This is a genomic window from Variovorax paradoxus, assembly GCF_902712855.1.
GTDB lineage: Bacteria > Pseudomonadota > Gammaproteobacteria > Burkholderiales > Burkholderiaceae_C > Variovorax > Variovorax paradoxus_Q.
In genome coordinates, this window is sequence record NZ_LR743508.1 from 986,264 (window position 1) to 1,007,754 (window position 21,491).

The 21,491-nt window shown below is 63.9% G+C and carries 17 protein-coding genes and 2 pseudogenes; 11 read left to right on the forward strand and 8 right to left on the reverse strand.

From position 1 onward, the window contains the following. Window positions 1–69 precede the first annotated feature (69 nt). The 5 genes from AACL56_RS31170 to AACL56_RS31190 all read left to right on the forward strand — a co-directional run bounded on the left by AACL56_RS31170 (window position 70) and on the right by AACL56_RS31190 (window position 5,513). Window positions 70–1,008, forward strand: coding sequence for a VTT domain-containing protein (locus AACL56_RS31170; RefSeq protein ID WP_339094070.1), 939 nt, complete (start codon window positions 70–72; stop codon window positions 1,006–1,008). Window positions 1,009–1,155: 147 nt separating this feature from the next. Next, window positions 1,156–2,397 (forward strand): MFS transporter, encoded by a 1,242-nt coding sequence (locus AACL56_RS31175; RefSeq protein ID WP_339094072.1) that lies wholly within the window; start codon window positions 1,156–1,158, stop codon window positions 2,395–2,397. Window positions 2,398–2,411: 14 nt separating this feature from the next. After that, window positions 2,412–3,425 (forward strand): hypothetical protein, encoded by a 1,014-nt coding sequence (locus tag AACL56_RS31180; protein WP_339094074.1) that lies wholly within the window; start codon window positions 2,412–2,414, stop codon window positions 3,423–3,425. A 73-nt stretch (window positions 3,426–3,498) separates the two neighbouring features. Then, complete coding sequence (locus tag AACL56_RS31185) at window positions 3,499–4,881, forward strand: cache domain-containing protein (protein ID WP_339094076.1); 1,383 nt, start codon at window positions 3,499–3,501, stop codon at window positions 4,879–4,881. Beyond that, entirely contained in the window at window positions 4,878–5,513 is a 636-nt protein-coding gene (locus AACL56_RS31190; protein ID WP_339094078.1) for a response regulator transcription factor, read from the forward strand. Before AACL56_RS31185 ends, AACL56_RS31190 begins: the two co-directional genes overlap by 4 nt. Before the next feature lie 57 nt (window positions 5,514–5,570). Here the strand turns inward: AACL56_RS31190 and AACL56_RS31195 are convergent, their stop codons facing one another. The 5 genes from AACL56_RS31195 to AACL56_RS31215 form a co-directional block, all read right to left on the reverse strand. Next, window positions 5,571–6,557 carry a branched-chain amino acid ABC transporter permease gene (locus tag AACL56_RS31195; RefSeq protein WP_339094080.1) on the reverse strand — a complete coding sequence of 329 codons (987 nt, stop codon included), beginning with the start codon at window positions 6,555–6,557 and terminating at the stop codon, window positions 5,571–5,573. 10 nt (window positions 6,558–6,567) lie between these two features. Then, complete coding sequence (locus AACL56_RS31200; protein ID WP_339094082.1) at window positions 6,568–7,443, reverse strand: branched-chain amino acid ABC transporter permease; 876 nt, start codon at window positions 7,441–7,443, stop codon at window positions 6,568–6,570. 34 nt (window positions 7,444–7,477) lie between these two features. Further along, window positions 7,478–8,668 carry an ABC transporter substrate-binding protein gene (locus AACL56_RS31205; protein ID WP_339094084.1) on the reverse strand — a complete coding sequence of 397 codons (1,191 nt, stop codon included), beginning with the start codon at window positions 8,666–8,668 and terminating at the stop codon, window positions 7,478–7,480. 136 nt (window positions 8,669–8,804) lie between these two features. Then, window positions 8,805–9,524, reverse strand: coding sequence for an ABC transporter ATP-binding protein (locus AACL56_RS31210; protein WP_339094085.1), 720 nt, complete (start codon window positions 9,522–9,524; stop codon window positions 8,805–8,807). After that, window positions 9,524–10,294, reverse strand: coding sequence for an ABC transporter ATP-binding protein (locus tag AACL56_RS31215; protein WP_339091514.1), 771 nt, complete (start codon window positions 10,292–10,294; stop codon window positions 9,524–9,526). Before AACL56_RS31215 ends, AACL56_RS31210 begins: the two co-directional genes overlap by 1 nt. A gap of 391 nt (window positions 10,295–10,685) precedes the next feature. Here AACL56_RS31215 and AACL56_RS31220 point away from each other — a divergent pair. Together AACL56_RS31220 and AACL56_RS31225 are read left to right on the forward strand one after the other, a co-directional pair. Next, window positions 10,686–11,062 (forward strand): annotated as a pseudogene (locus AACL56_RS31220) (integrase core domain-containing protein); the annotation flags it as partial. 297 nt (window positions 11,063–11,359) lie between these two features. Beyond that, on the forward strand, window positions 11,360–11,611 hold the full coding sequence (locus tag AACL56_RS31225) for a hypothetical protein (protein WP_339094086.1): 252 nt from the start codon (window positions 11,360–11,362) through the stop codon (window positions 11,609–11,611). 288 nt (window positions 11,612–11,899) lie between these two features. Here AACL56_RS31225 and AACL56_RS31230 read toward each other — a convergent pair whose 3' ends face one another. From AACL56_RS31230 to tmk, 3 genes are all read right to left on the reverse strand, one after another. Continuing rightward, a complete protein-coding gene (locus tag AACL56_RS31230; protein ID WP_339094087.1) occupies window positions 11,900–13,690 on the reverse strand; it encodes an ATP-binding protein in 1,791 nt (596 codons plus the stop codon). Between the two features lie 354 nt (window positions 13,691–14,044). Beyond that, the gene (locus AACL56_RS31235) at window positions 14,045–16,714 is read right to left on the reverse strand and encodes a hypothetical protein (protein WP_339094088.1); all 2,670 of its coding nucleotides are present in this window, start codon (window positions 16,712–16,714) and stop codon (window positions 14,045–14,047) included. 92 nt (window positions 16,715–16,806) lie between these two features. After that, entirely contained in the window at window positions 16,807–17,418 is a 612-nt protein-coding gene (gene tmk, locus AACL56_RS31240) for a dTMP kinase (protein ID WP_339094090.1), read from the reverse strand. On the opposite strand from tmk, the gene AACL56_RS31245 reads away from it, so the two are divergent. The 4 genes and pseudogenes from AACL56_RS31245 (at window position 17,347) to AACL56_RS31260 (ending at window position 21,454) form a co-directional block, all read left to right on the forward strand. Next, window positions 17,347–18,837: a B12-binding domain-containing radical SAM protein gene (locus AACL56_RS31245; RefSeq protein WP_339094092.1), complete on the forward strand. Its 1,491-nt coding sequence runs from the start codon at window positions 17,347–17,349 to the stop codon at window positions 18,835–18,837. The two genes, tmk and AACL56_RS31245, sit on opposite strands and share 72 nt — an antisense overlap. Window positions 18,838–19,020: 183 nt before the next feature. Further along, window positions 19,021–19,584 (forward strand): annotated as a pseudogene (locus AACL56_RS31250) (transposase); the annotation flags it as partial. Between the two features lie 367 nt (window positions 19,585–19,951). Continuing rightward, the gene (locus AACL56_RS31255; RefSeq protein WP_339094093.1) at window positions 19,952–20,797 is read left to right on the forward strand and encodes a class I SAM-dependent methyltransferase; all 846 of its coding nucleotides are present in this window, start codon (window positions 19,952–19,954) and stop codon (window positions 20,795–20,797) included. Between the two features lie 369 nt (window positions 20,798–21,166). Continuing rightward, a complete protein-coding gene (locus tag AACL56_RS31260) occupies window positions 21,167–21,454 on the forward strand; it encodes an HU family DNA-binding protein (RefSeq protein WP_339094095.1) in 288 nt (95 codons plus the stop codon). Window positions 21,455–21,491: the final 37 nt, after the last annotated feature.

Genomic DNA, 21,491 nt, shown 5'->3' on the forward strand with positions numbered 1-21,491 from the left:
CGCTGCCGGCATGAACAGCACGCAACCACCGCAATTTCCACCCGCGTACGGGTCACGACAGGGGCAGCCATGGCACAGCTGATGTCGCTGCTCGTGCAGAACGCGATCCTGGTGGTGTTCGCCGCCAGCTTTGCGGCCCGCCTCGGGCTGCCGGTGCCGGCCGCCGCAGTGCTGGTGCTCACTGGCGCGCTGCTGGCCGCGGGCGATGTGTCGGTGCTCGGCGTGGTGCTCGCCGCCGTGGCGGCCAACCTGCTGGGCGACGGCGCCTGGTTCTATGCCGGGCGGCGCTTCGGTTACAGGTTCATGCGGCTGCTGTGCCGCATCTCGCTGTCGCCCGACACCTGCGTGCGGCGCGGCGAGTCGCTCATCACCGACTGGGGCGGCATGTCGCTGGTGGCGGCCAAGTTCGTGCCCGGCGTGTCGGTGGTGGCGCCGCCGATGGCCGGCGCGCTCGGCATGTCGGTGCGGCGCTTCATCGGTTTCGACGTGGGTGCCGCGCTGGTCTGGACCGGGCTCTTCCTCGGCCTGGGCTGGGTGTTCCGCGACCAGATCCAGGAGGTGCTGGCCATCATGGCGCAGGCCGGCGGCATCGCCACCGTGGCGCTGGGCGTGCTGCTGCTCATCTTCCTGGCCGTGCGCTACTGGCGCCGCCGCGCGTTCATGCGGCTCACCGGCATGCCGCGCATCTCGGTGGAAGAACTGCACGAGCTGCTCAACGGCGACGAGCCACCGCTGGTGATCGACGTGCGCGGCAAGGCCGGCATGCAGGTCGACCCGCGCCGCATTCCGGGCGCCCAGTCGTACACGCTCAAGGCGCTGCAGCAGCGCAGCCTCGACCTGTCGCACGCCGCCGGGCGCGACGTGGTGTTGTACTGCAACTGCCCCAACGAGGTGTCGGCAGCGCAGGCCGCGCGCGTGCTGCTGGCGCGCGGCGCGAGGCGGGCGCTGCCGCTGACGGGCGGGCTCGACGCCTGGGTGGCTTCGGGCCGGCCGACCAGCGTCGACTGAACCTCCGGCCGCGCCGGGCGCCTCCGGCGCTGGCCCCTGCACGAATCGGTCGCCCGTGCTAAGGTGCCCGGCCGCGGGTTAACCCTTGCCTTTGGGTGTTCCTCCCGCCGCTTCCAGAACGCTCCCCGCCAGCCACCGAGGCCTCTCGTGCCACATCCCGACACTCCCCCTGCCCGCACCGCAGCCGCTGCGCATGTGCACGCCCCCGGGCTCAGCCCGGCCCTCACGCTGGTCTTCGCCGTCGCCTGCGGCCTGTGCGTGGCCAATATCTACTACGCGCAGCCGCTGATCGGGCCCATCTCCGACACGCTGCAGCTGCACGCCGGCCTGGCCGGGCTGATCATGACGCTCACCCAGCTCGGCTACGGCGCCGGCCTGCTGCTGCTGGTGCCGCTGGCCGACGTGGTGGAGAACCGGCGCCTCATCGTCGGGGCGCTGGCCGGCGCGGTCATCGGGCTCGTGGGCATTGCACTGTCGGGCTCGGCCGCGACCTTCCTGGCGGCCTCGTTCGTGGTCGGTGCCTGCGCGGTGGCGGCCCAGGTGCTGCTGCCTTTCGCCTCGCACCTCGCGCCCGAGGCTACGCGCGGCAAGGTGGTCGGCAACATCATGGCCGGCCTGCTCGGCGGCATCATGCTGGCGCGGCCCTTTGCCAGCATCGTGGCGTCGGCGCTGGGCTGGCGCGCGGTGTTCTGGCTGTCGGCGCTGCTGATGGCCGTGCTCATCGCCGTGCTGTGGCGCGCGCTGCCCGAGCGCCGCCCGCATGCCTCGGTGGGCTATGCGCGCACCATGGCCTCGCTGCCCGGCATCGTGCTGAACACGCCGCTGCTGCGCCGGCGCGGCTTCTACCAGGGGATGATGTTCTCCGCCTTCCAGGCCTTCTGGACTGCCGTGCCGCTGGCGCTGGTGCACGAGTTCGGCATGGGCCAGCGCGGCATTGCGTTGTTTGCGCTGGCCGGCGCGGCCGGCGCGCTGCTTGCGCCCGTGGCAGGCCGCTTGGCCGACCGGGGATGGACACGACCCGCCACCGGCGCCGCCATTGCGGTTGCGCTGTTCTCGTTCGTGCTCGGCGCCGTCGCCATGCACTACCGCTCGCTGGCCGGCTTGGTGGCCGCGGGCATCCTGCTCGATGGCGCGGTGCAGCTGTGCCAGGTGCTCAACTTCCGCAGCCTGTTCATGCTCGCGCCCGAGCTGCGCGGCCGGCTCAACGGCCTGTTCATGACCTTCATCTTCATCTGCGCCGCCGTGGCCTCCGGCATTGCCGCGGCCGTGTACGCCTTCCACGGCTGGAACGGCCTCTGCCTGCTGGGCGGCGGCTACGTGGCGCTGGCGCTGCTCTACTACGCCACCGAATTCCGCCAGCGGGCGGTGGCCGTTGCCGCGGGCCGATAGCGCACACTCGCCCGATGCACCCACCCCCGCAGGCATCGCCGGTTTTCTCGCGGCAGGTTCACGTCACCCGCATCGACGGCACCCGCATCTGGCCCACGCTGGTGGCGTGCGCGCTCTACTCCGCGCTCATCTTCGCCGTCATGGTGCAGGTGGTCGACATGGAAGCGACCGGCTGGCGCATCGCGCTCGACATGCTGGTCTGGCTGGGCCTGTTCGCCGTGTGGATGGTCGGGCTGGTGTTCGTGGTGGCCGGATGGGCCTGGGTCGAGACGCGATGGCTGCGCCCGGCCAAGGGCAGGCCGAAGCCCTTCGACGCAAGCACCCAGGTCGATGTCGGCGAAGACGGTTTCGCTGTTCAGGGCCTTGGCCACATCGACTGGATCGACGTGCTGACCATCGAAGGCATTCCCGACAGCGACAGCTATCTCATCGTTCACACGCGCCCCTTCGGCAAGCTGATGCTGACGGCGCCCGTCGATGAACTGGCGCCGGTTGTCGCCCACTATCTTTCGCGGGGTGGCCCAGCCCGACCGGCGCATGCCGGCACGCTGCAAAGCCGTGCCATGGTCTTCTGCTGGCGGTGCTTCCGGACGTGGATCTGGGCCGGCTATGCGCTGGCGGGTGCCGCGGGCATCGCGGTGCTGGGTCATGCGTCCGATGCGGGCTTCGTGAAGACCGTGGTGGCCCTTTGCGTGCTGGTGCCGCTGGTCGCATGGCTCGTGTGGGCCATCCCGCTCGCGCAGCTCAGCACCTTTTCGCCTTCGCGGGTGCGCGCCTTCGAGCTCGACGGCACGCTGCTGCGCAGCACCGACGGCCAATGGCACATCGACCTGCTGCGCGCCCGCGTCAGCCATCGCCGCGCGAACGGCATCGGCTACGCGTTCAGCTTCCTGGCCATCCGGCCCGAGTCGGGCAAGAAGCTCGACCTGGCGCTCGAAGGCGGCGCCGACCAGTCGGCACTGCTGCACGCGCTGATCGACCGCGGCCTGTTGCCACCGCCACCGCCACCGCCATACGCCGAAGGCTGACCGAGCCTTTGCCAGAGCCGCACGGAGGTGCGTCGCAGGAGCGCTGCGGGCGCGGTGGTACGCTTGCCGCCCCATGAATCTACGCACCAAGATCGTTGCGCTGGCCGTTGCACCGCTGCTCGTGGCGCTGGTGTTGGTGGCCCTCGCGGTGCGCCACCAGGAGCACGATCTTGCGCAGCGCGAGCGCGCGCTCATCGAGCGCAGCTACATGGCCCAGCGCCGCAGCGAGCTGCGCAGCTATGTCGACCTGGCCGTGAGCAACCTGCTGCCGCTGTACGAATCGGGCCAGGACGACGAGGCCACCCGCAACGAAGCGCTGCGCCGCCTCGCCGCGCTCAACTACGGCGACGACGGCTACTTCTTCGTGTACGACCTCGAAGGCAACTCCCTCATGCACTCGCGCCAGCCCGAACTGGTCGGCAAGAACCTGTGGGACCTGAAGGACTCGCACGGCCGCTTCACCATCCAGGACCTCATCAAGGGCGCCAGGGAAAACGGCGGTGCCTACGTCGAGTACGAGTGGCGCAAACCCTCGAGCGCGCAGCTCGCGCCCAAGCTCGGCTACGTCACCGCCATGCCGCGCTGGAACTGGATGGTCGGCACCGGCCTCTACCTCGACGACATTCAGTCGACCATGGACACGCTCGACCGGCAGATGAACGCCAACGTGACGGCCACGCTGCTGTGGATCGCCGGCATTGCCGCGCTGTGCCTGGGCACCGTGAGCGCCGCCGGCCTGCTGCTGAACCTCAGCGAACACCGCACCGCAGAAGCCAAGCTGCGCCTGCTCGCGCGGCGCGTGGTGCAGTCGCAGGAAGAAGAGCGCGGCCACCTCGCGCGCGAGCTGCACGACGGCACCAGCCAGACGCTGGTGTCCGCCAAGCTGCTCATCGAATCGGCCGTGGAGTCGATGGAGCGCAAGCAGCAGCCCGCACCGCCCGCGCTCGGCAAGGCCCTGCAGCGGCTCAACGATTCGCTGACCGAGGTGCGCCGCATCTCGCACCGCCTGCGCCCCGCCTTGCTCGACACGCTCGGCCTGCCCGCCGCGCTCGAGCGGCTGGTCGACGAGTTCCGCGAGGAGGGCGCCGTCGGCGCGTCGATGATGATCGGCGGCGAAGCCTTCGAGCTTCAGCCCGAAGTGAAGACCGCGCTGTTTCGCCTCACGCAGGAGGCGCTGACCAACGTGCGCAAGCATGCGCACGCGCGGCATGTGAGCATCGAATTGAACTTCGACGAGGAAGACGGCGTGCGGCTCGAGGTGAGCGACGACGGCACCGGCTTCGACATCGACGCCGTGCAGCTCGACCCGCGCCGCGGCATCGGCCTGCGCAACATGCGCGAGCGCATGGAATCGATCGGCGGCAGGCTCACCATGTGCTCCAACGCCGGGCGCACTTCCATCGAGGCCGAGGTGCCGGCCCGCCACGCCAGGGCCGAGCCTGCGGCAACCGCATGACCACCACCACCATCAGCCTCTTCCTGGTCGACGACCACCCGCTGGTGCGCGACGGCCTGCGCGCGCGGCTCGGCTCCATGCCCGGCCTCGACATCGTCGGCGAGGCCGGCAGTGCGGCCGAGGCCCTGGCGCAGGTCGACAGCGTGCGCCCCGACCTCATGCTGATGGATGTCGGCATGAAGGACATGAACGGCATCGAGCTTGCCGCGCTGCTGCTGCAACGCCAGCCCGCCACGCACATCGTGATGCTCAGCATGTACGACAACCCCGAGTACGTGCAGAAGGCCTTGCAGGTGGGCGCGCGCGGCTATGTGCTGAAAGACGCGCCCGCCGCCGAGATCGTTGCCGCCATCGAGGCCGTGTCGGCCGGCGGCACCTTCCTGAGCCCGGCCGTGTCGAAGAAGCTCTTTCGCACGCAGGAGCCACGCCCCTTGCTCACCCCGCGCGAGAGCGAGATCCTTTCCGCACTGGGCCGAGGCGAGTCGAGCAAGCAGATCGCGCGCGAGCTGAACCTGAGCGTGCGCACTGTCGAGGCGCACCGCCAGAGCATCAAGCGGCGGCTCGGCATCGAAGGGCAGGCCGAGCTCATCAAGTACGCCGTGGAGCATGCGCGACAGTTCGGGCGCGACTGAGTCATTCGCACCGCCGGTGGCTGCTCGGTCCTTCATCGATGCAGCCACCCGCCAGCACTACTTGTTTCGCCGCCGGTCGACGAAGGCGATGATCTCGCCCATGATCCCCTTGCGGAAGGCCAGCACGCAGATCACGAAGATCAGGCCCGTGACCATGGTCACCGACTCGCCCAGCGTGTTGAACCAGTCGACGGTGGTGATGCGCGCCAGCAGGTTGCCGAGTTCGCCGATCTTGTTCTCCAGCAGCACCACCACCGCGGAGCCCACCAGCGGACCCGAGAGCGTGCCGAGGCCGCCCACCAGCGTCATCAGGATGACCTGGCCCGAGGCGGTCCAGTGCACGTCCGACAGCGTGGCGAAGCCCAGCACCAGCGTCTTGAGCGAACCTGCAAGGCCCGACAGCGCCGCCGAGATCACGAAGGCCAGCAGCTTGAAGCGGCTCACGTCGTAGCCCAGGGACAGCGCGCGAGGTTCGTTTTCCTTGATGCCCTTGAGGACCTGGCCGAACGGGGAGTGGATGGTGCGCACGATCAGCAGGAATGCGGCCACCACGATCACCAGCGCGACGTAGTACATGGTGAGGTCGCTCGACAGGTCGACCAGGCCGAAGAGCTTGCCGCGCGGCACGCCCTGCAGGCCGTCCTCGCCGCCCGTGAACCTGGCCTGCAGCGCGACGAAGAACATCATCTGCGCCAGCGCCAGCGTGATCATCGCGAAGTAGATGCCCTGGCGGCGGATGGCCAGCACGCCGAAGATCCAGCCGAGGAAGGCGCCGGTGAGCGTGCCCGCGATGAGGCCCAGTTCGGGCGTGAGGCCCCAGACCTTCATCGCGTGCCCCGCGACGTACGCGGAGCCGCCGAGGAAGGCCGCATGGCCGAAGGACAGCAGCCCGGTGTAGCCCAGCAGCAGGTTGAAGGCCGCGGCGAACAGGGCGAAGCACATGAGCTTCATCACGAACACCGGATAGGCGCCGAAGAACGGAGCCAGCACCAGCGCGACCAGCAGCAGCGCGTAGACGACGAGGGAGATTTTTTTCGTGTTCATGCCGCTCGCCTTATTTCTCTTTGCCGAACAGGCCGGCGGGGCGGATGAGCAGCACGATGACCATGATCACGAACACGACCGTTGACGATGCTTCCGGATAGAAGACCTTGGTGAAGCCTTCGATGACGCCCAGGCCGAGCCCGGTGAGGATGGCGCCCATGATGGAGCCCATGCCACCGATCACGACCACGGCGAACACCACGATGATGAGGTTCTGCCCCATGAGCGGCGACACCTGGATCACCGGCGAGGCCAGCACGCCCGCAAAGGCCGCGAGCGCGCAGCCGAAGGCGTAGGTCAGCGTGATCATCAGCGGCACGTTGACGCCGAAGGCTTCCACCAGCCGGGGGTTCTCGGTGCCGGCGCGCAGGTAGGCGCCCAGGCGGGTCTTCTCGATCACGTACCAGGTGGCGAAGCACACCACCAGCGAGGCGACGACCACCCACGCGCGGTAGTTGGGCAGCACCATGAAGCCCAGGTCGGTGGCGCTCGACAGCGCCTCGGGCGCGTCGTAGGGCAGACCGGACACGCCGTAGATCGAGCGGAAGACGCCCTCGATCAGCAGCGTGAGGCCCAGCGTGAGCAGCAGGCCGTAGAGATGGTCGAGCTTGTAGATCCAGCGCAGCAGCAGCCGCTCGATGAGCACGCCGAAGATGCCGATGACGATGGGCGCGGCGATCAGCATCAACCAGTAGTTGATGCCGAAATACTCCATCGCCATCCAGGTCAGGACGGCGCCGAGCATGAACAGCGCGCCATGCGCGAAGTTGATGACGTTGAGCAGGCCGAAGATCACCGCCAGCCCGAGGCTCAGGATGGCGTAGAAGGAGCCGTTGACCAGCCCCAGGAGGAGCTGGCTCAACAAGGCGGGAAGGGAGATGGTCATGGCGAATTGAGGATGTCCGCGTGTCGGAGCAACGTCATTTCCAGAGCGGGCATTTCGTTTCGGCCTTCGTGGTGAAGAGCTGCTCGCCCGGCAGCGTCTTCAGCACCTTGAGGTAGTCCCAGGGTTTCTTCGATTCGGCGGGCGACTTCACCTCGACCAGGTACATGTCGTGGATGAAGCTGCCGTCTGCGCGGATCTGGCCCTTGCCGTAGAAGTCGTCGATCTTCATGCTCTTGAGCTGCGCCATGACCTTGTCGGAGTCGGTGGTCTTGGCGGCGGCCACGGCCTTCAGGTAGGTCATGGTGGCCGAGTAGTCGGCGGCCTGGATGTCGGTGGGCATGCGCTTGGTCTTCTCGAAGAAGCGGTTGGCGAACTTGCGCGACTCGTCATTCAGGTCCCAGTACCAGCTGGTGGTGTGCAGCAGGCCTTCGGTGTTCTTCAGCCCCAGGCTGTGGATGTCGCTCAGGAAGACCAGCAGGCCGGCGGTCTTCATGGTCTTGTTGATGCCGAACTCCTTGGCGGCCTTGATGGCGTTGACAGTGTCGCCGCCCGCGTTGGCGAGGCCCAGAACCTGGGCCTTGGAGCTTTGAGCCTGCAGCAGGAACGACGAGAAGTCCGGCGCGTTCAGCGGATGGCGCACCGCGCCTACCACCGTGCCGCCCTTTTCCTTCACCACCTTGGCGGTGTCGGCGGCCAGCGCGTGGCCGAAGGCGTAGTCCGCCGTCAGGAAGAACCAGCTCTTGCCCCCGTTCTCCACGACTGCGGCACCGGTGCCCTTGGCCAGCGCCACGGTGTCATAGGCGTAGTGCACGGTGTACGGGCTACATTGTTCGTTGGTGAGTGCAGAAGTGCCGGCGCCGTTGTTGAAGTACACACGCTTCTTTTCTTCCGCGACCTTGGCCGTGGCCAGCGCGGTACCGGAGTTGGTGCCGCCGAAGATCATGCTCACGCCGGCAGTGTCTATCCATTCGCGGGCCTTCGAGGCGGCGATGTCGGCCTTGTTCTGGTGGTCGGCCGTGAGCAGTTCGATGGGCTGGCCCAGCACCTTGCCGCCGAAGTCGTCGATGGCCATCTGGATGGCGGTGGCGCCGCCCTTGCCTTCGAGGTCGGCGTACAGGCTCGACAGGTCGGTGACGAAGCCGATCTTCACCTTCTCCTGGGCTTGCGCGGCGCCGGCGCAGAGTGTCAGAACGCCGAACGAGAGGTATGCGAATTTTCTGAACATGGGTGTCTCCTTGAATATCGTTGGACAGTGGATGCACGGGCGCGCGCCTGCATTGATGAGACGGGCACGCAGGGATGCGATCGGCAGCACGGACGCGTTGGCCACAGCGATGCGGTAGTGGGGCCGCAGGGCCCGGCTAAACCCCGAGCAGCTCTGCAAGCACGGGCATCCTGGCCTCGAGTTCGGCAGCGCCGAATGTCAGTGCGATGCGGCCGTGCTCCATCACGTAGAAGCGGTCGGCCAGCGGTGCGGCGAAGCGGAAGTTCTGCTCCACCATCACGATGGTGTAGCCCTTGGCGCGCAGCGTGGTGATCATGCGGGCGAGCGCCTGCACGATGACCGGCGCGAGGCCTTCGGAGATCTCGTCGAGCAGCAGCAGCCTGGCGCCCGTGCGCAGGATGCGCGCCACCGCCAGCATCTGCTGCTCGCCGCCCGACAGGCGGGTGCCCTGGCTGTGCCGGCGCTCGGCCAGGTTGGGGAACATGGTGTAGATCTCGTCGATCGACATGCCCTGCGATGCACCCGCTCCCCGCCCCTTGAGCTCGGGCGGCAGCATCAGGTTCTCCTCGCACGACAGGCTCGCGAAGATGCCGCGCTCTTCGGGGCAGTAGCCGATGCCCAGGTGGGCGATGCGGTGCGTCGGCATGCCGATGGTCTCTTTGCCGTTGACCTCGATGCTGCCCTTGCGTGCGCCCGTCAGGCCCATGATGGCGCGCAGCGTCGTGGTGCGGCCCGCGCCGTTGCGGCCCAGCAGCGTGACGACCTCGCCCGGCTGCACGACCATGTCGACGCCGTGCAGCACGTGCGATTCGCCGTACCAGGCCTGCAGGCCCTTGATTTCCAATGCGGCGGTCATCAATGAGCCCCTTGCAGTTGACCGTCGGTGGTGCCCATGTAGGCCTCCATGACCTGCGGGTTCTTCGAGACCTCGGCGTATGGGCCTTCGGCCAGCACGGCGCCGCGCTGCAGCACGGTGATGGTGTCGGCGATCGTCGAGACCACGCTCATGTTGTGCTCCACCATCAGGATGGTGCGTCCGGCCGAGACGCGCTTGATGAGATCGGCCACGCGATGCACGTCCTCGTGGCCCATGCCCTGCGTGGGCTCGTCGAGGAGCATCAGCTCGGGCTCCATTGCCAGCGTGGTGGCGATCTCGAGCGCGCGCTTGCGGCCGTACGGCAGGTTCACGGTCTGCTCTTCGGCAAGCTCTTCGAGGCCCACCTCGGCGAGCAGTTCGCGCGCACGCGCATCGAGCGGCTTGAGCGACTTCTCGCTCTTCCAGAAGTGGTACGAGGTGCCCAGCCGCCGCTGCAGGCCGAGGCGCACGTTCTCCAGCAGCGTGAGGTGCGGGAACACGGCCGAGATCTGGAACGAGCGGATGATGCCGCGCCGCGCGATCTGCGCGGGACGCTCGCGCGTGATGTCCTGGCCGTTGAAGAGGATCGTGCCGGTGGTCGGCTCGAGGAACTTCGTCAGCAGGTTGAAGCAGGTCGTCTTGCCGGCGCCGTTGGGACCGATGAGCGCATGGATCGAACCGCGCTTCACCGACAGGTTGACCTTGCTGACCGCGGTGAACCCTTTGAATTCCTTGGTGAGCTGGCGTGTTTCGAGAATGACGTCACTCATCTCGCGAGGTCGCCCGGGCAATAAATATAAAAGTCGGTCATGCGAGTCTCCCATTTGATTTTCTTGGTTGACAGAAAGCGAAGGCATCCTATGCGGCAGCAGAGGCGCGGTGCGCTAGGTAGGCTACCTATGTAGTAATACATATCGGCACGTACACTTATTTGTACTTGTTAAATGTTGAATTTGAATTACCGAAGACAAGCCTTGAGAGAAACGATGAGATAGGTGATGCGATTAGGTAATGGAGGAATCGGGATATAGCAGGGAGAAAAAAGTTGGAGCCCGCGATTGAAGAACAATCAGCGTTTCTTGCCTGCGAGCCCAGGAGCCGGGTTCCGAGCAACCTGCGTAGGTCCTGCCCGGCTGCGAGCAGTGCTTGCGACCATCGCAAAAGGAATCAGCCGAGGCATCCCTGCAGGCCGCTGTGGCTCACTACGCAGCCGTGGGCGTGACCATCAAGCGCCTGATCGCTGAAACGGCCCAGCCTATCGCTCGCAGCTGTTCGACCGGACTTTCCAAGTCCTTGGGAATCAAACACTCCCTGACCGAGCCTGTTGCCCACAGACCAACGGCAATGCCGAGCGATTCATCCAGACGAGTCTGTGCGAGTCGGCCAATGGCCGCCTCTGGGCCAACAGCAACGAACGCACAACATGGCTGCCTGCGTTCCCGAGCTACTACCGCGCTAGAAGGCCGCACTCGGCATTGGGCTACAGGCCCCTAGCTTCCCGACTCGAAGGGAGCAACCTAATGCAACTCAACACCTAGCACTGCGTCGCCGCGACTACTCGAAGGAATCGAGAAATTCTGGGCAGAAAGCGATGCCTGCCTGGCGTTGGTCTTCTATACAGTGAATGCCCCTGTGGTCGAACGACCCACCCAGTGGGCATGGAGGGCACCGCTACTTCTTCTTGAACTGATCCATCAACCGCTTTGCCTCGCGGCGGGTTGTCGGTGCGCATGCATCGACGCGAACGCGAGGCACAAAAGGCGACGGCCAAGGTGTTCGCGCACCTTGACCGTCTGACCAAATGACGTGCAGAACTTTGAAAAGGAGCACACCAGATGGCTGAACGAATTATGGCCCGCGACCCGAAGCGGGCGTCTGCAGACGCAACCACCAACACACCCGATGCATCCGATCTTCTGGAGAACAAGCTGGAGCAGTTGAACTCGCTGCTCTGGTGCTTCTACGGCGCCGGTGACGGATGGTTCGAGGATGCGGGGGAAGCGCATCGGGAGAATCTGCTTTGGATTGCTTCTGATTTGGCGCGGGAGGCTGTGAAGCTTTATCAGGAGATGAGTCCGGTTGGGTAACTGGGCTCAGGGCGCCAAGTCTCTAAAGGTTGCTTGGCGCCCACCACAGCTCTTCTATTCTGGTTTCTCCGTGGAGCTTCCGCTTTGCAGCGATTGCCGCCGGTCGCCAGTGGCGCTCGAACACACCTTATCGGCGAGGAAGCGGACATACGACTCCCTAGGGGGCCGTGCCGCGCGCCAGCCGGGCGACGGACTGCGAATGCCGACCTGGAATGTCTGAAGAGGGCATACCGGCCCATGTGCGAAGAATTGGTAGCAGTTGGAATGCGGCCTGCTTGGCTGAATGCGTCAGAGGGAAGCCTCAATTCGGCGCAGGAGTGCCTCGAATTCGCCTCCGGGATCGCGTGCGTTGATGCGAGCAGCGGTCATCTTGGGGAACGCATAGCGGGCAAGCTTTCGCTTTGTGGTGTTTGCTTTCCACCCGCCGGCGGCGCCCACGATCGCAGGAACGTCGTCGTTGTCCCCGAAGGCAACGACGACGCCGAGCCCCTCTTGGATCGCATCGGGATGCAGGTAGTTCTCGACTTCAAGCTTCAGCGTCTGGACCGCCCAAGAACCGTCTCCCCGCGCATTCACATCCGCAACCGACTGTGCATACGTCGCGACATCTCGGTCGTAGACGTGGATCTCAGGCCGACCAAGCGGTCGAAGGTAGTGTTCATTGACCCAGTGGCTGAGAGTGCCTCCGCCCAGAACAACGAAGGCGATCCGAGGATCCGATGACAGATCGATGATCGTCGGATCGGCAAGGTGCAGCGCGCTACTCATGCATCTAAGTGCGAGGACGTCTGTGGGGCCTTCAACGCAAATGAGTCGGCGCACACGGTTGTCAGGAACCACGCCAAGCGTATCGACCATCTTCTCCCACGTCGCGTTGGTAGCGTCCGCGATTTCGGGCCTTCCGGTAGCGTTCAATCGAACGAAGCGAAAGCTCTCCAATGGCAGGTACGAAGCGAATCCGGGACTGTGAGTCGTTAGAAGCACCTGGCATTCGGGTTCCGCCGATAGATCTTGGAAAGCCTCGAGCAGGATCTTCTGGTTGTGAGGATGTTGCGAGGTCTCTGGTTCTTCGATTGCGTAGATGATGCTGCGGCCTGTAGCCTGGGTGCGCTTTCTGTCAGCCTCTGCCCGAAAGAAACTCACGAGGATTAACCTCCGAACGCCACTTCCACGCTTGTTGATCGGAATGCCTTGATCCCCGTTCAATGCGATGCCGAAGAGGCCAGCCCATCTGGGTTCCGCCTTGAACTCGGGCGTTAGTTGACCCGCGAGACTCGGGTCAATCGAGGCTAGCGCCGCGTGCGTTCGGGTTGCCAGCTCCATTGCCTTGGCTCGGACGGCGGCAACAACTTCGTTCAATCGCTGCTGGATGAGCGGCTCGGCAATGGCCGCCGCGATCGCCAACTTCATTGGGTCCTGAACCTCTGAATCGGAGTCCTTGCTGGCGCGGTCGCTCTGGAACAGTGCGTATACCGGCATGAGTTCGCTGAGGCGCTCCCAGATCTTCTTGCTGTCTTCCTTGCTGACCGGAACATCACGAACGGTGAGCTGCAGGTCGCCACAGGACTCCCAGATACTGCGTCTGATCGAGGGGTTGCTGTTCTGCTGGACGCCGTCTGCAGAGATATTCAGGTCCGTCAGGCGCTTCTTCAAGCCGGCGTTGTTCTGTTCGAGCAGGTCGGAGTAACCGGCCGCGGAAGGGTGGTTTGCGACGACAAAAACCTCCTCTTTTGGCTTAGCCGTAGTACAGCGAAAAGTCTTCTTCACACGGAGGAGGCCATCCGCATCGAGCAGGTATTCGCGGGCTAGCGAAGTCTGAGCCTGGGCGTCGAGCACAAAGTCTCCGGGAAGATCTCCAAACGCGCAGGTGATCTCGACAGTGCCACCAGCGTCGGAAACATGGCAATCGCTCGGATCGATCTTCACAGTGTCGTTGTTAAAGAAGATCTCAAGCGCCTCCAACACGCTTGACTTCCCGACATCGTTACGCCCGATGAGCGTCGTAAGACGGTCGAAGGCCACTTCCGTGGCGTCTCTGTAGCCGCGGAAGTTCTTCAGGGTGACTGCGATCAAGCGCATACTTTCCTCCCTCTAACCATTGAATCTGACGAACAAACGTCGAGTTGATAGGCACTGGTTCGCCACGCATGGCTCCAAGCTTTTCGACCTATTGTGTAGGAGCTGCGCGGTGCCTGTCAGGGGCGACGCTGTATTTCCGGGCTCACCGAGATGCGCGGAAGACGCGGCGATGGCAGGATCGGCACTTGAATCGACGCAGCTTTGCGAAGCTGCCTGCCAAGCCGCCCATGCTCAGTGGCCGATCCTGACAGGACCTGTCTCTCGGGATGAGAGCCGCGAACGTCTCCTATCAGCGGCGGATTCAACCGGTCAACGCAACACATTCGCTGAACATCTGACATCCCCAAGCTGTACCTACCCAGCGAGTTCAGAGATTTGCTTTAGAAGACCAGGGTGCTTCGTGAAACGCAAAGCTTCGGCAATATCGGCGGAAGCGTCTAGTTGCAGCGCACGCTTGACCTTGATCCGCTGCAGAAGAAAGCTGCTGCGGTACCTCTCATTCGCGCCAACCGCAGCGGCTACGGACTCGTCGATCAGCGCTAGTGCTTCCGGAAGCTTGCCCAACGCAAGTTTGACCTGCGACAAATTATGGGCCAGCCAAGGGCGCCCCGGATCGTCACTGATGGTCTCGAAAATAGCCTCTGCATCGATGAATCGATCCAGCTTGTAGAGCGTCTCACCCCATTTGCGCCGTTGGTAGGCGTTGGGAGACTGGAGAGTCTCAAACGCTTGCAGCGCACGGCTCAAGTACGTCTTGTTCTCGCTCGCTTGCCCTGCGATCATCATGATCTCGGCGTAAGCGCCTCGGCTCTGATCATCGTCCAGCATCAAGGGAGTAGGCTCGGGCAGGCGCGCCAGCACCCCCTCGACTCGCTCAGGGGCATGCCAGATGAGCGCTCGCACAAAGTTCGCCAGCGAGTGATAGCCCTGCGGAACACCGATCCCGGCGCTGTACAGCGCCTCGCCAAGAAACATCTCCTCGTGTTGGTCGAGAAGCTCTCCCGCCCATGTCTTGCGAGCTAGGTTGAGTGTGTCTCCAAGTGCCAGGAGCAGAGATGGCGAGACGCCTGCGTCCTCCAGCTTTGCGGCAATGATGTCTGTGGCGTACTGCTTTGCCGCCGCATAGCCCTCGGGCCTGAGGCCGAGGGACCTCACCAGCTGGAGTTTGGCATCGTTCAGGGGATAACTGGCGACCACCTCCTGGAATAGCTCCTCGGCTTCGGAATCCCTCCCGAGAGTGCGCAACGCTTTAGCCTGGTGGTGCTTGATCTCAGCGACTTGGCGAGCACTTTGGTCTGCCATGTCAGCGAGCGCTCCGTAGGCTTGCATCACCGAATTGAGCCAGCTGGTGACCGCAACTTCTCCCATGGTGTGCTTGAGAAAGCGTCCCTTAGCTTCGATCGTCTCAAGCACGACCAGAATCGCCACTTCGTTTTCGCGAGCGCTGAGCGCGCTCAGTCGCTTGGCTTCGTGGATCGGATCCGGAAGCAACTGGACAGGGATTGCACCGCCGCTCCACGTCATCGCCAAAGCGTAAAGGTAGGCTGGACGTCGGTCGCCGTTCTCGACGTTTCTTCGGATCTTGGCTCGCAGTTGCGAGGCGATCAGCTGCAGGCCATGCCCGTCATCCCGGATCTGTTTGACGATGAACGCTTCCAGGTGACCGTCGATTGCCCTGGATCGCTGTGTAGTTAGCCAGTCCAGGGACTTGAGCGCTGTGAAGACGATGTCGTGAATTCGAATCGACGCCTTACCTTCGGGCGCCGTGAGGCCATGGCGCTCGAACGTCCTCATACGAAGGGAACCGATGACGTGTTCAAAGAAGGCTCGATCCAAGTTGCTTTGGTCCGCCCATTGAAAGAGGCTCAGCTCCTCCTCAAGCGCCGGCCTGAGCCTTCCTAGGATGCTGTCGGCAAGCCGCGCTCCGTGCAGTTGAAACCTGGCTACGTGCGCGCACTCCTTCGCAAGCTCGTTCCAAGACGATCCTTCCCGTGCCGCGGCGTTCAGCATCGTCAGGGTAAGTGGGTGACCTCCGACTGTTCGCCAAATCGTGCGAAAGGCTTTGTCGGATAGCTGGCTCGCCACGTCGTGGGTGAGCAAGGTGCGGGCCTGATGCTCGTCCATCAGTGGCATGGCGAACGCTCCTGGGGATGGGTGCTGCCGCGTGATCACGACCCGCGAGTCGGGGCCGCACAAGTTCGCCAGCCCGCCTGGGTCAAGCCGGGCGTTTGCGTCATCGAGGACCAACATCGTGCGCTCTCGCCGCAGCAAGGCACTCACGTTTCGTTCGGCACCTCCGCGCCGCAGAGGGACCGCAGAGAGGCGCTCAATGCCGTCGATATCTCTGCCGCTGACCCAGAAACGGTAGTGGAATCGACCTTCTGCGCGCGCCAGGCACGCGGCTGCGGCCTGAGATTTGCCGATGCCGCCGATGCCTGTGATCTCGACGCATTTCTCCGTATCCAGCAGCCGGTCAAGTTCTATGTCGACCGCTGTGTTTGGCAAATAACTCTCGCTCAGTGGTGCTGCGGTCAGAGATGCGGGGTGGTCGTCCCGAATGTCCGACAACACAGGCAGATGGACCGACAGCTTGTCGATGGCGCTGTCCCGAAGCATGAGCGTATCGACGATGGCCTCAGCGATCGCCCGGCTGTCCATAAGATGCAGGCGCCTACCGGACATCCGCGCTTGCCCGAGCGCTTCGTTGACCATGCCTTCGATTTTCCCCGTTTCAGCACGTTGCGAGCTCAGAAGGTAGACATCTTGTGCTCTCGGCGCGAGATCCAGCGCGTGCTCCAGATCACCCCAGGGCTTGGCCATCTGACCCGAAAAATACCCCTTGACGATGGACGCCTCCACGACCACGCGGCCGTCTTCCGAAACGGCATCCAGCGCACCGCCGACAGGGCTGCCCGTAACGGAAGATCCGCGCTGCACCAGCGTGATGTCGTGCAGCTGTTCTATCAGGACGACGGCGAACCTCTCGAATACCGAGCCTGGGGCGAGGACTGCCAGCGATTCCATCAGGCGCGTCACTAAAAGACTACGGGTAAGTTGGTGCACAAAAGGCCTAAACTGATGTCAGCGCCACGGGGCCGCACTCTTGGCGGGCGTAGTCACAGCGACTGCTCAATGATGCGACGTACTGCGGCAGCGACTTGATCGACGGGCTGGTCTGCATTCACGACGCGGCACCGTCGCCGATCGTTGCGTGCAATCTCAAGCAACGCGCTCCGGATCGCTGAAAAATCCCGGGTTTTTTCCGCGGGGTCATCTTCTTGGTCGCCACGCAGCCTGCGGCGGCTTATAGCCACTTGCGGCGGCAGGTCGAGGATAAGCGTTAGATCTGGGAGGGTGGTTCCTACGACAATGTCGCAGGCGGCTTGAAACAGCGGACGAAGATTCGTTTCAGACACAGACACCTGGAAAGCGGAGGTCGAGTCCAAGAATCGGTCGGACACGACCCAGGCTCCGGCTGCCAGAGCTGGCCGAATGACATTCTTGACGTGGTCGTAACGAGCAGCGCTGACCAAAAGGAGCTGCTCCGTTGCGTCCAGCGTGCGCTGAGGCCGCGTCAAGATCGCTCGCACCTCTGCACCTAGATGTCCTCCGTCTGGCTCCTTGGTCTGTAGTACGGACCGACCTGAATCACGCAGATGCTCGACAATCCGCCGGACCTGCTCAGACTTTCCGCTTCCGTCAATGCCTTCAAAACTAATAAACGGCACTGCTTTCCTTCTAAAGCCGCAGTTCGCGGGTCGCTGCTCGAAATGAGGCGATCGAACAAAGTGGCGTTTGTGTCCGCGGGCATGCTGTCGCCCAAGAAGCGCGATCATATGCTGGCTCGCCGGCAGCTCTACTTGAACTATGGCGCTCTCTCGCTTGCAACGATCCTGAATGATCAGGGATTCAAGACCTTGCTGGTGCACGGCGAGCACCGCGAGCCCAGCGAATTGCTCGATGCGCTTGTGCAAGACGGAACGTTCCCGTCCTCACTGCCGGTCATGCTGTCGATCCCGAGCTTCTACGCTCTCGAATGGGCGCAACGGTTTTGCAAGCTTGTCCGCCTCGCGGACCCCAGCGCAAAGATCATCGTTGGCGGGCGTTGGGTTGTCGGTCCGGATCCTGGCTGGCTTCGCAAAAAGCTTCCTGAAGCGGACTTGCTTATTCCAGGGCTGGCTGAGCCTGTCATAACGAGTTTGCTCACCGCCACGCCGATCGTGCGCCGGCTCTCCGCGCCGACGCCGCAGTTCGTTCTGAACCATCGACTGGTCTCGGGGTTCGAGCGGTATCAGCCAAGCATCGAGGCGTCGCGAGGGTGTGGCATGGGGTGCAGTTTCTGCGAAGAACGGGACATCCCCCTCGAGAAGCTGCTGCCAGCCGAGCAGATCGCGGCCGCCTTGGCGATGATCGCGGGGCAGTACGGAACCAGCGATGTTCGCCCGTACCTGCAAACGTCGATGTTCGCGCCCAATCTGAACTGGAGCGCTGGTCTGGTTAGCGCTGTGCGCTCACGTGGCCTAGAAATGAAGTGGCGCACAGAAAGCCGTGTCGATGCGCTGACGGCGGAGACAATCGCCTGCCTGGCCGAAGCGGGCATGAAGGTCCTGGACCTAGGGCTCGAAACCGCCTCTCCCACTCAGATCCTGAGTATGCGCAAATCGGCACACCCTGATCGTTACCTGCAGCGAGCGTCCAAGCTCCTTAAGGCTTGCGGAGACAACGGGGTAGCTGCCAAAGTCAATGTGCTGCTCTACGCGGGAGAGACGGCCAAGACACTCACCGAGACGCGCTCATTCCTCGATGAACACAGCGAGCACATTGCCGGCGTTTCAGTCGGCCCTGTCGTGGCCTACGGCCCTCCCAAGACTGCCAGCATCTTGTTGAATGAATGGTCAGGCAGTGGCTGCGTCGCGGTGGACTCCCGTAGCACCGATGAGACGGGCATCACCCATGTTCACTTGAGCCGGGAAATTGATGCAGAGTCGGCCGAGCTCGCCAGTCTGGACATGTCGCGACGCTACATGAACGCAAACGCGTACTACCGCCTGAAGAGCTTTTCCTACTACCCTCGCGATTACACCCGCCATGACTTCGACCGCGACGTCGACGCGAGCGACAAGTCGCGACTGCCCTTCAGCCAATAGCTGAATGAGGTCCCAACCACTCATGGTTTTCGCCCAAGCCGTGGAACACTTCTTCCGATCAAGGGTGTGCGGGCGGGCGGCGGCGGTCTTCTCTGCGCAGCCGCAGCCACCTTCTATCCGCAGCATCATCGCCAAGTTGCGAAATAGGTGAGGCAACGTCGTGTGCATTGCGGCTAGAGGCGCACCGCACCACTGCTCGGCTGGATGGTCGAGAGCAAGCAGATCGAACCTCACGTGCCTGTGTGGGACAAGATCGTCCGAAAGGACGGAAGTCTGTCAATCGGCGAGTTCCAGTGGCAGCCCGAGCGCGATGAATATGTTTGCCCTGAAGGCCGTGCGTTGCGCAACGACCGGCGGCAGTTCACGACGCCGCGCACCCGCATCACCAAGGCCGACACCGTCATCTATCGGGCGAGCCAGGCAGACTGCATCGCCTGTGGGATGAAGGATCGCTGCTGCCCGAGCACGCCATTCCGAAAGATCGCCCGCAGCATCCATGAGGGTGCCCGTGAGATGGCGCGATCCATTGCGCAGACACCGCAGTACAGCCAATCGCGCAGGGAGAGCAAGAAGGTAGAGATGCTGTTCGCACACCTCAAGCGCATCATGAAACTGGATCGCCTGCGGCTTCGCGGGCTCAGTGGTGCGCAGGACGAGTTCTTGATGGCCGCCACCGCCCAGAACCTGCGACGAATGGCGAAGTGGTTGATGCCATCTGAAGCGAGTGCGGCAATGAAGACGGCGTGAGATAAGGCCGCAAGGCTGCCACGTGTTCCCGAAGCACCAGCTCGACTACGAGCCTGTGGGATCGCCAGCCCAAGCTAGATTCAAGGCGAGTTTTTCAACACAATCAGTCTGAAGCAGCCGTCGGTCACTGAGGCTCAACGGCCTTTGTTTGATGACTATGACCTGCTGCTTTCTGGACGAGTTTTCACACCAGGCCGCCTCACGTAACGATATTGACGAGGCTGGCAGACAGGAACACCATGGCGCAACGTTGCCATCCCTAATAAGGCAGTGTGCCCGTTGAAGCCATCCGGCCTCGCTGGACTTGGGTAACGCAACCAGGACACCCAAGGGCACCTCACCGCCCTACGTTCCAAGGAGCCACCCCATGACCGAAACCGACAAGCTCTTCGCAGGCTCGATCCCCAAGCTCTACGACACGCTCATGGTCCCGTTGATCTTCGAGGCCTATGCCGCCGACACGGCGGAGCTGGTCGCCGGCTTCTCTCCTGGCGCGGTGCTCGAAACAGCCGCCGGCAGCGGTGTGGTCACGCGGGCTTTGGCGCCCAGGCTGCGCAGCGGCACGCGCTATGCGGTGACCGACCTCAACCAGCCCATGCTCGACTACGCCGCCACCCGGCAGGGCAACGGCGCCAATGGCTACAGCGGCAGCAGCACCGGCAGCATCAACATCGAATGGCAGCAGGCCGATGCGCTCAAGCTGCCGTTCGAAGACGCCTCGTTCGATGTCGTCTTCTGCCAGTTCGGCGCGATGTTTTTCCCCGACCGCACTGGCGGCTATGCCGAGGCGCGCCGCGTGCTGAAGCCGGGCGGGCGCTTCGTGTTCACGGTGTGGGACCGCATCGAGGACAACGCCTTTGCCGACGAGGTCACCAGCGCCGTCGCGGAGATCTTTCCGCAAGACCCTCCTCGGTTCCTGGCGCGCACACCGCACGGCTATCACGACATCGCGCTGATCCGCAGCGACGTGAGCAGTGCGGGCTTTACCCGCATCGAGATCGCGACGCGCGAGAAGACGAGCCGCTCGCCCTCGGCGCGCGACGTGGCCATCGCCTATTGCCAGGGAACACCGTTGCGCAACGAGATCGAAGCGCGCGATGTCAACGCGCTGCAGGCCGCCACGGACCGTGCGGCGCAGGTCATCGCCAGCCGCCATGGCGAAGTCGCGGTGACCGGCAAGATCCAGGCACATGTGATCGTCGCGGCGGGGTAGACGGGCAAGGGCAGGGCGGGGCGTTGCCGTCGTTGCCCGATTGGCGAGGCCGGGCCGCATTCGCGGCGCGTTGCATGCATTTGCTGCGCTGCCGCTTTCGGAGCAGTTCGCGCCATTTCGCTCCCGATGCGCTCTCATGCAACACGAACGACCTCGGCGCTGCAGTAGTCCTGACTTCTTGAAACAGGGATTTCAATTCGATTGCGGAGTTGGCCTACGCCGCCGCGGCGGGCATCGATCACGATGTTTCAATTTCGAAACCCCTCGCTGCCGCGATCCCCGCGGCGAGGCGTTTAAAGTTCGTCCCCCGCAGCGCTTTCGCGCTCAGGATTTTTCTCCCACCGTTTCACAAAAAAGGAAACTCACGTTTTGAACAAGACCGACCTCATCGCCGCCATCGCCAACGACACGAACCTCAGCAAGGTCGACGCCGCCCGTGCTCTGGACTCCGCCCTCGACAACCTCTCGCGCGCCTTGGCCGGCGGCGACACGGTGCAACTGATCGGCTTCGGCGCCTTCTCGGTGGCCGACCGCCCCGAGCGCACGGGCCGCAACCCGTCGACCGGCGAGCCGATGACCATCAAGGCCAGCAAGGCGCCCAAGTTCACCGCCGGCAAGGCGCTGAAGGACGCGGTCAACGCAGCGCCCGCCGCCTAAACAAACTGCACGCCTCGCGCGTGCCATCGACGCCCTT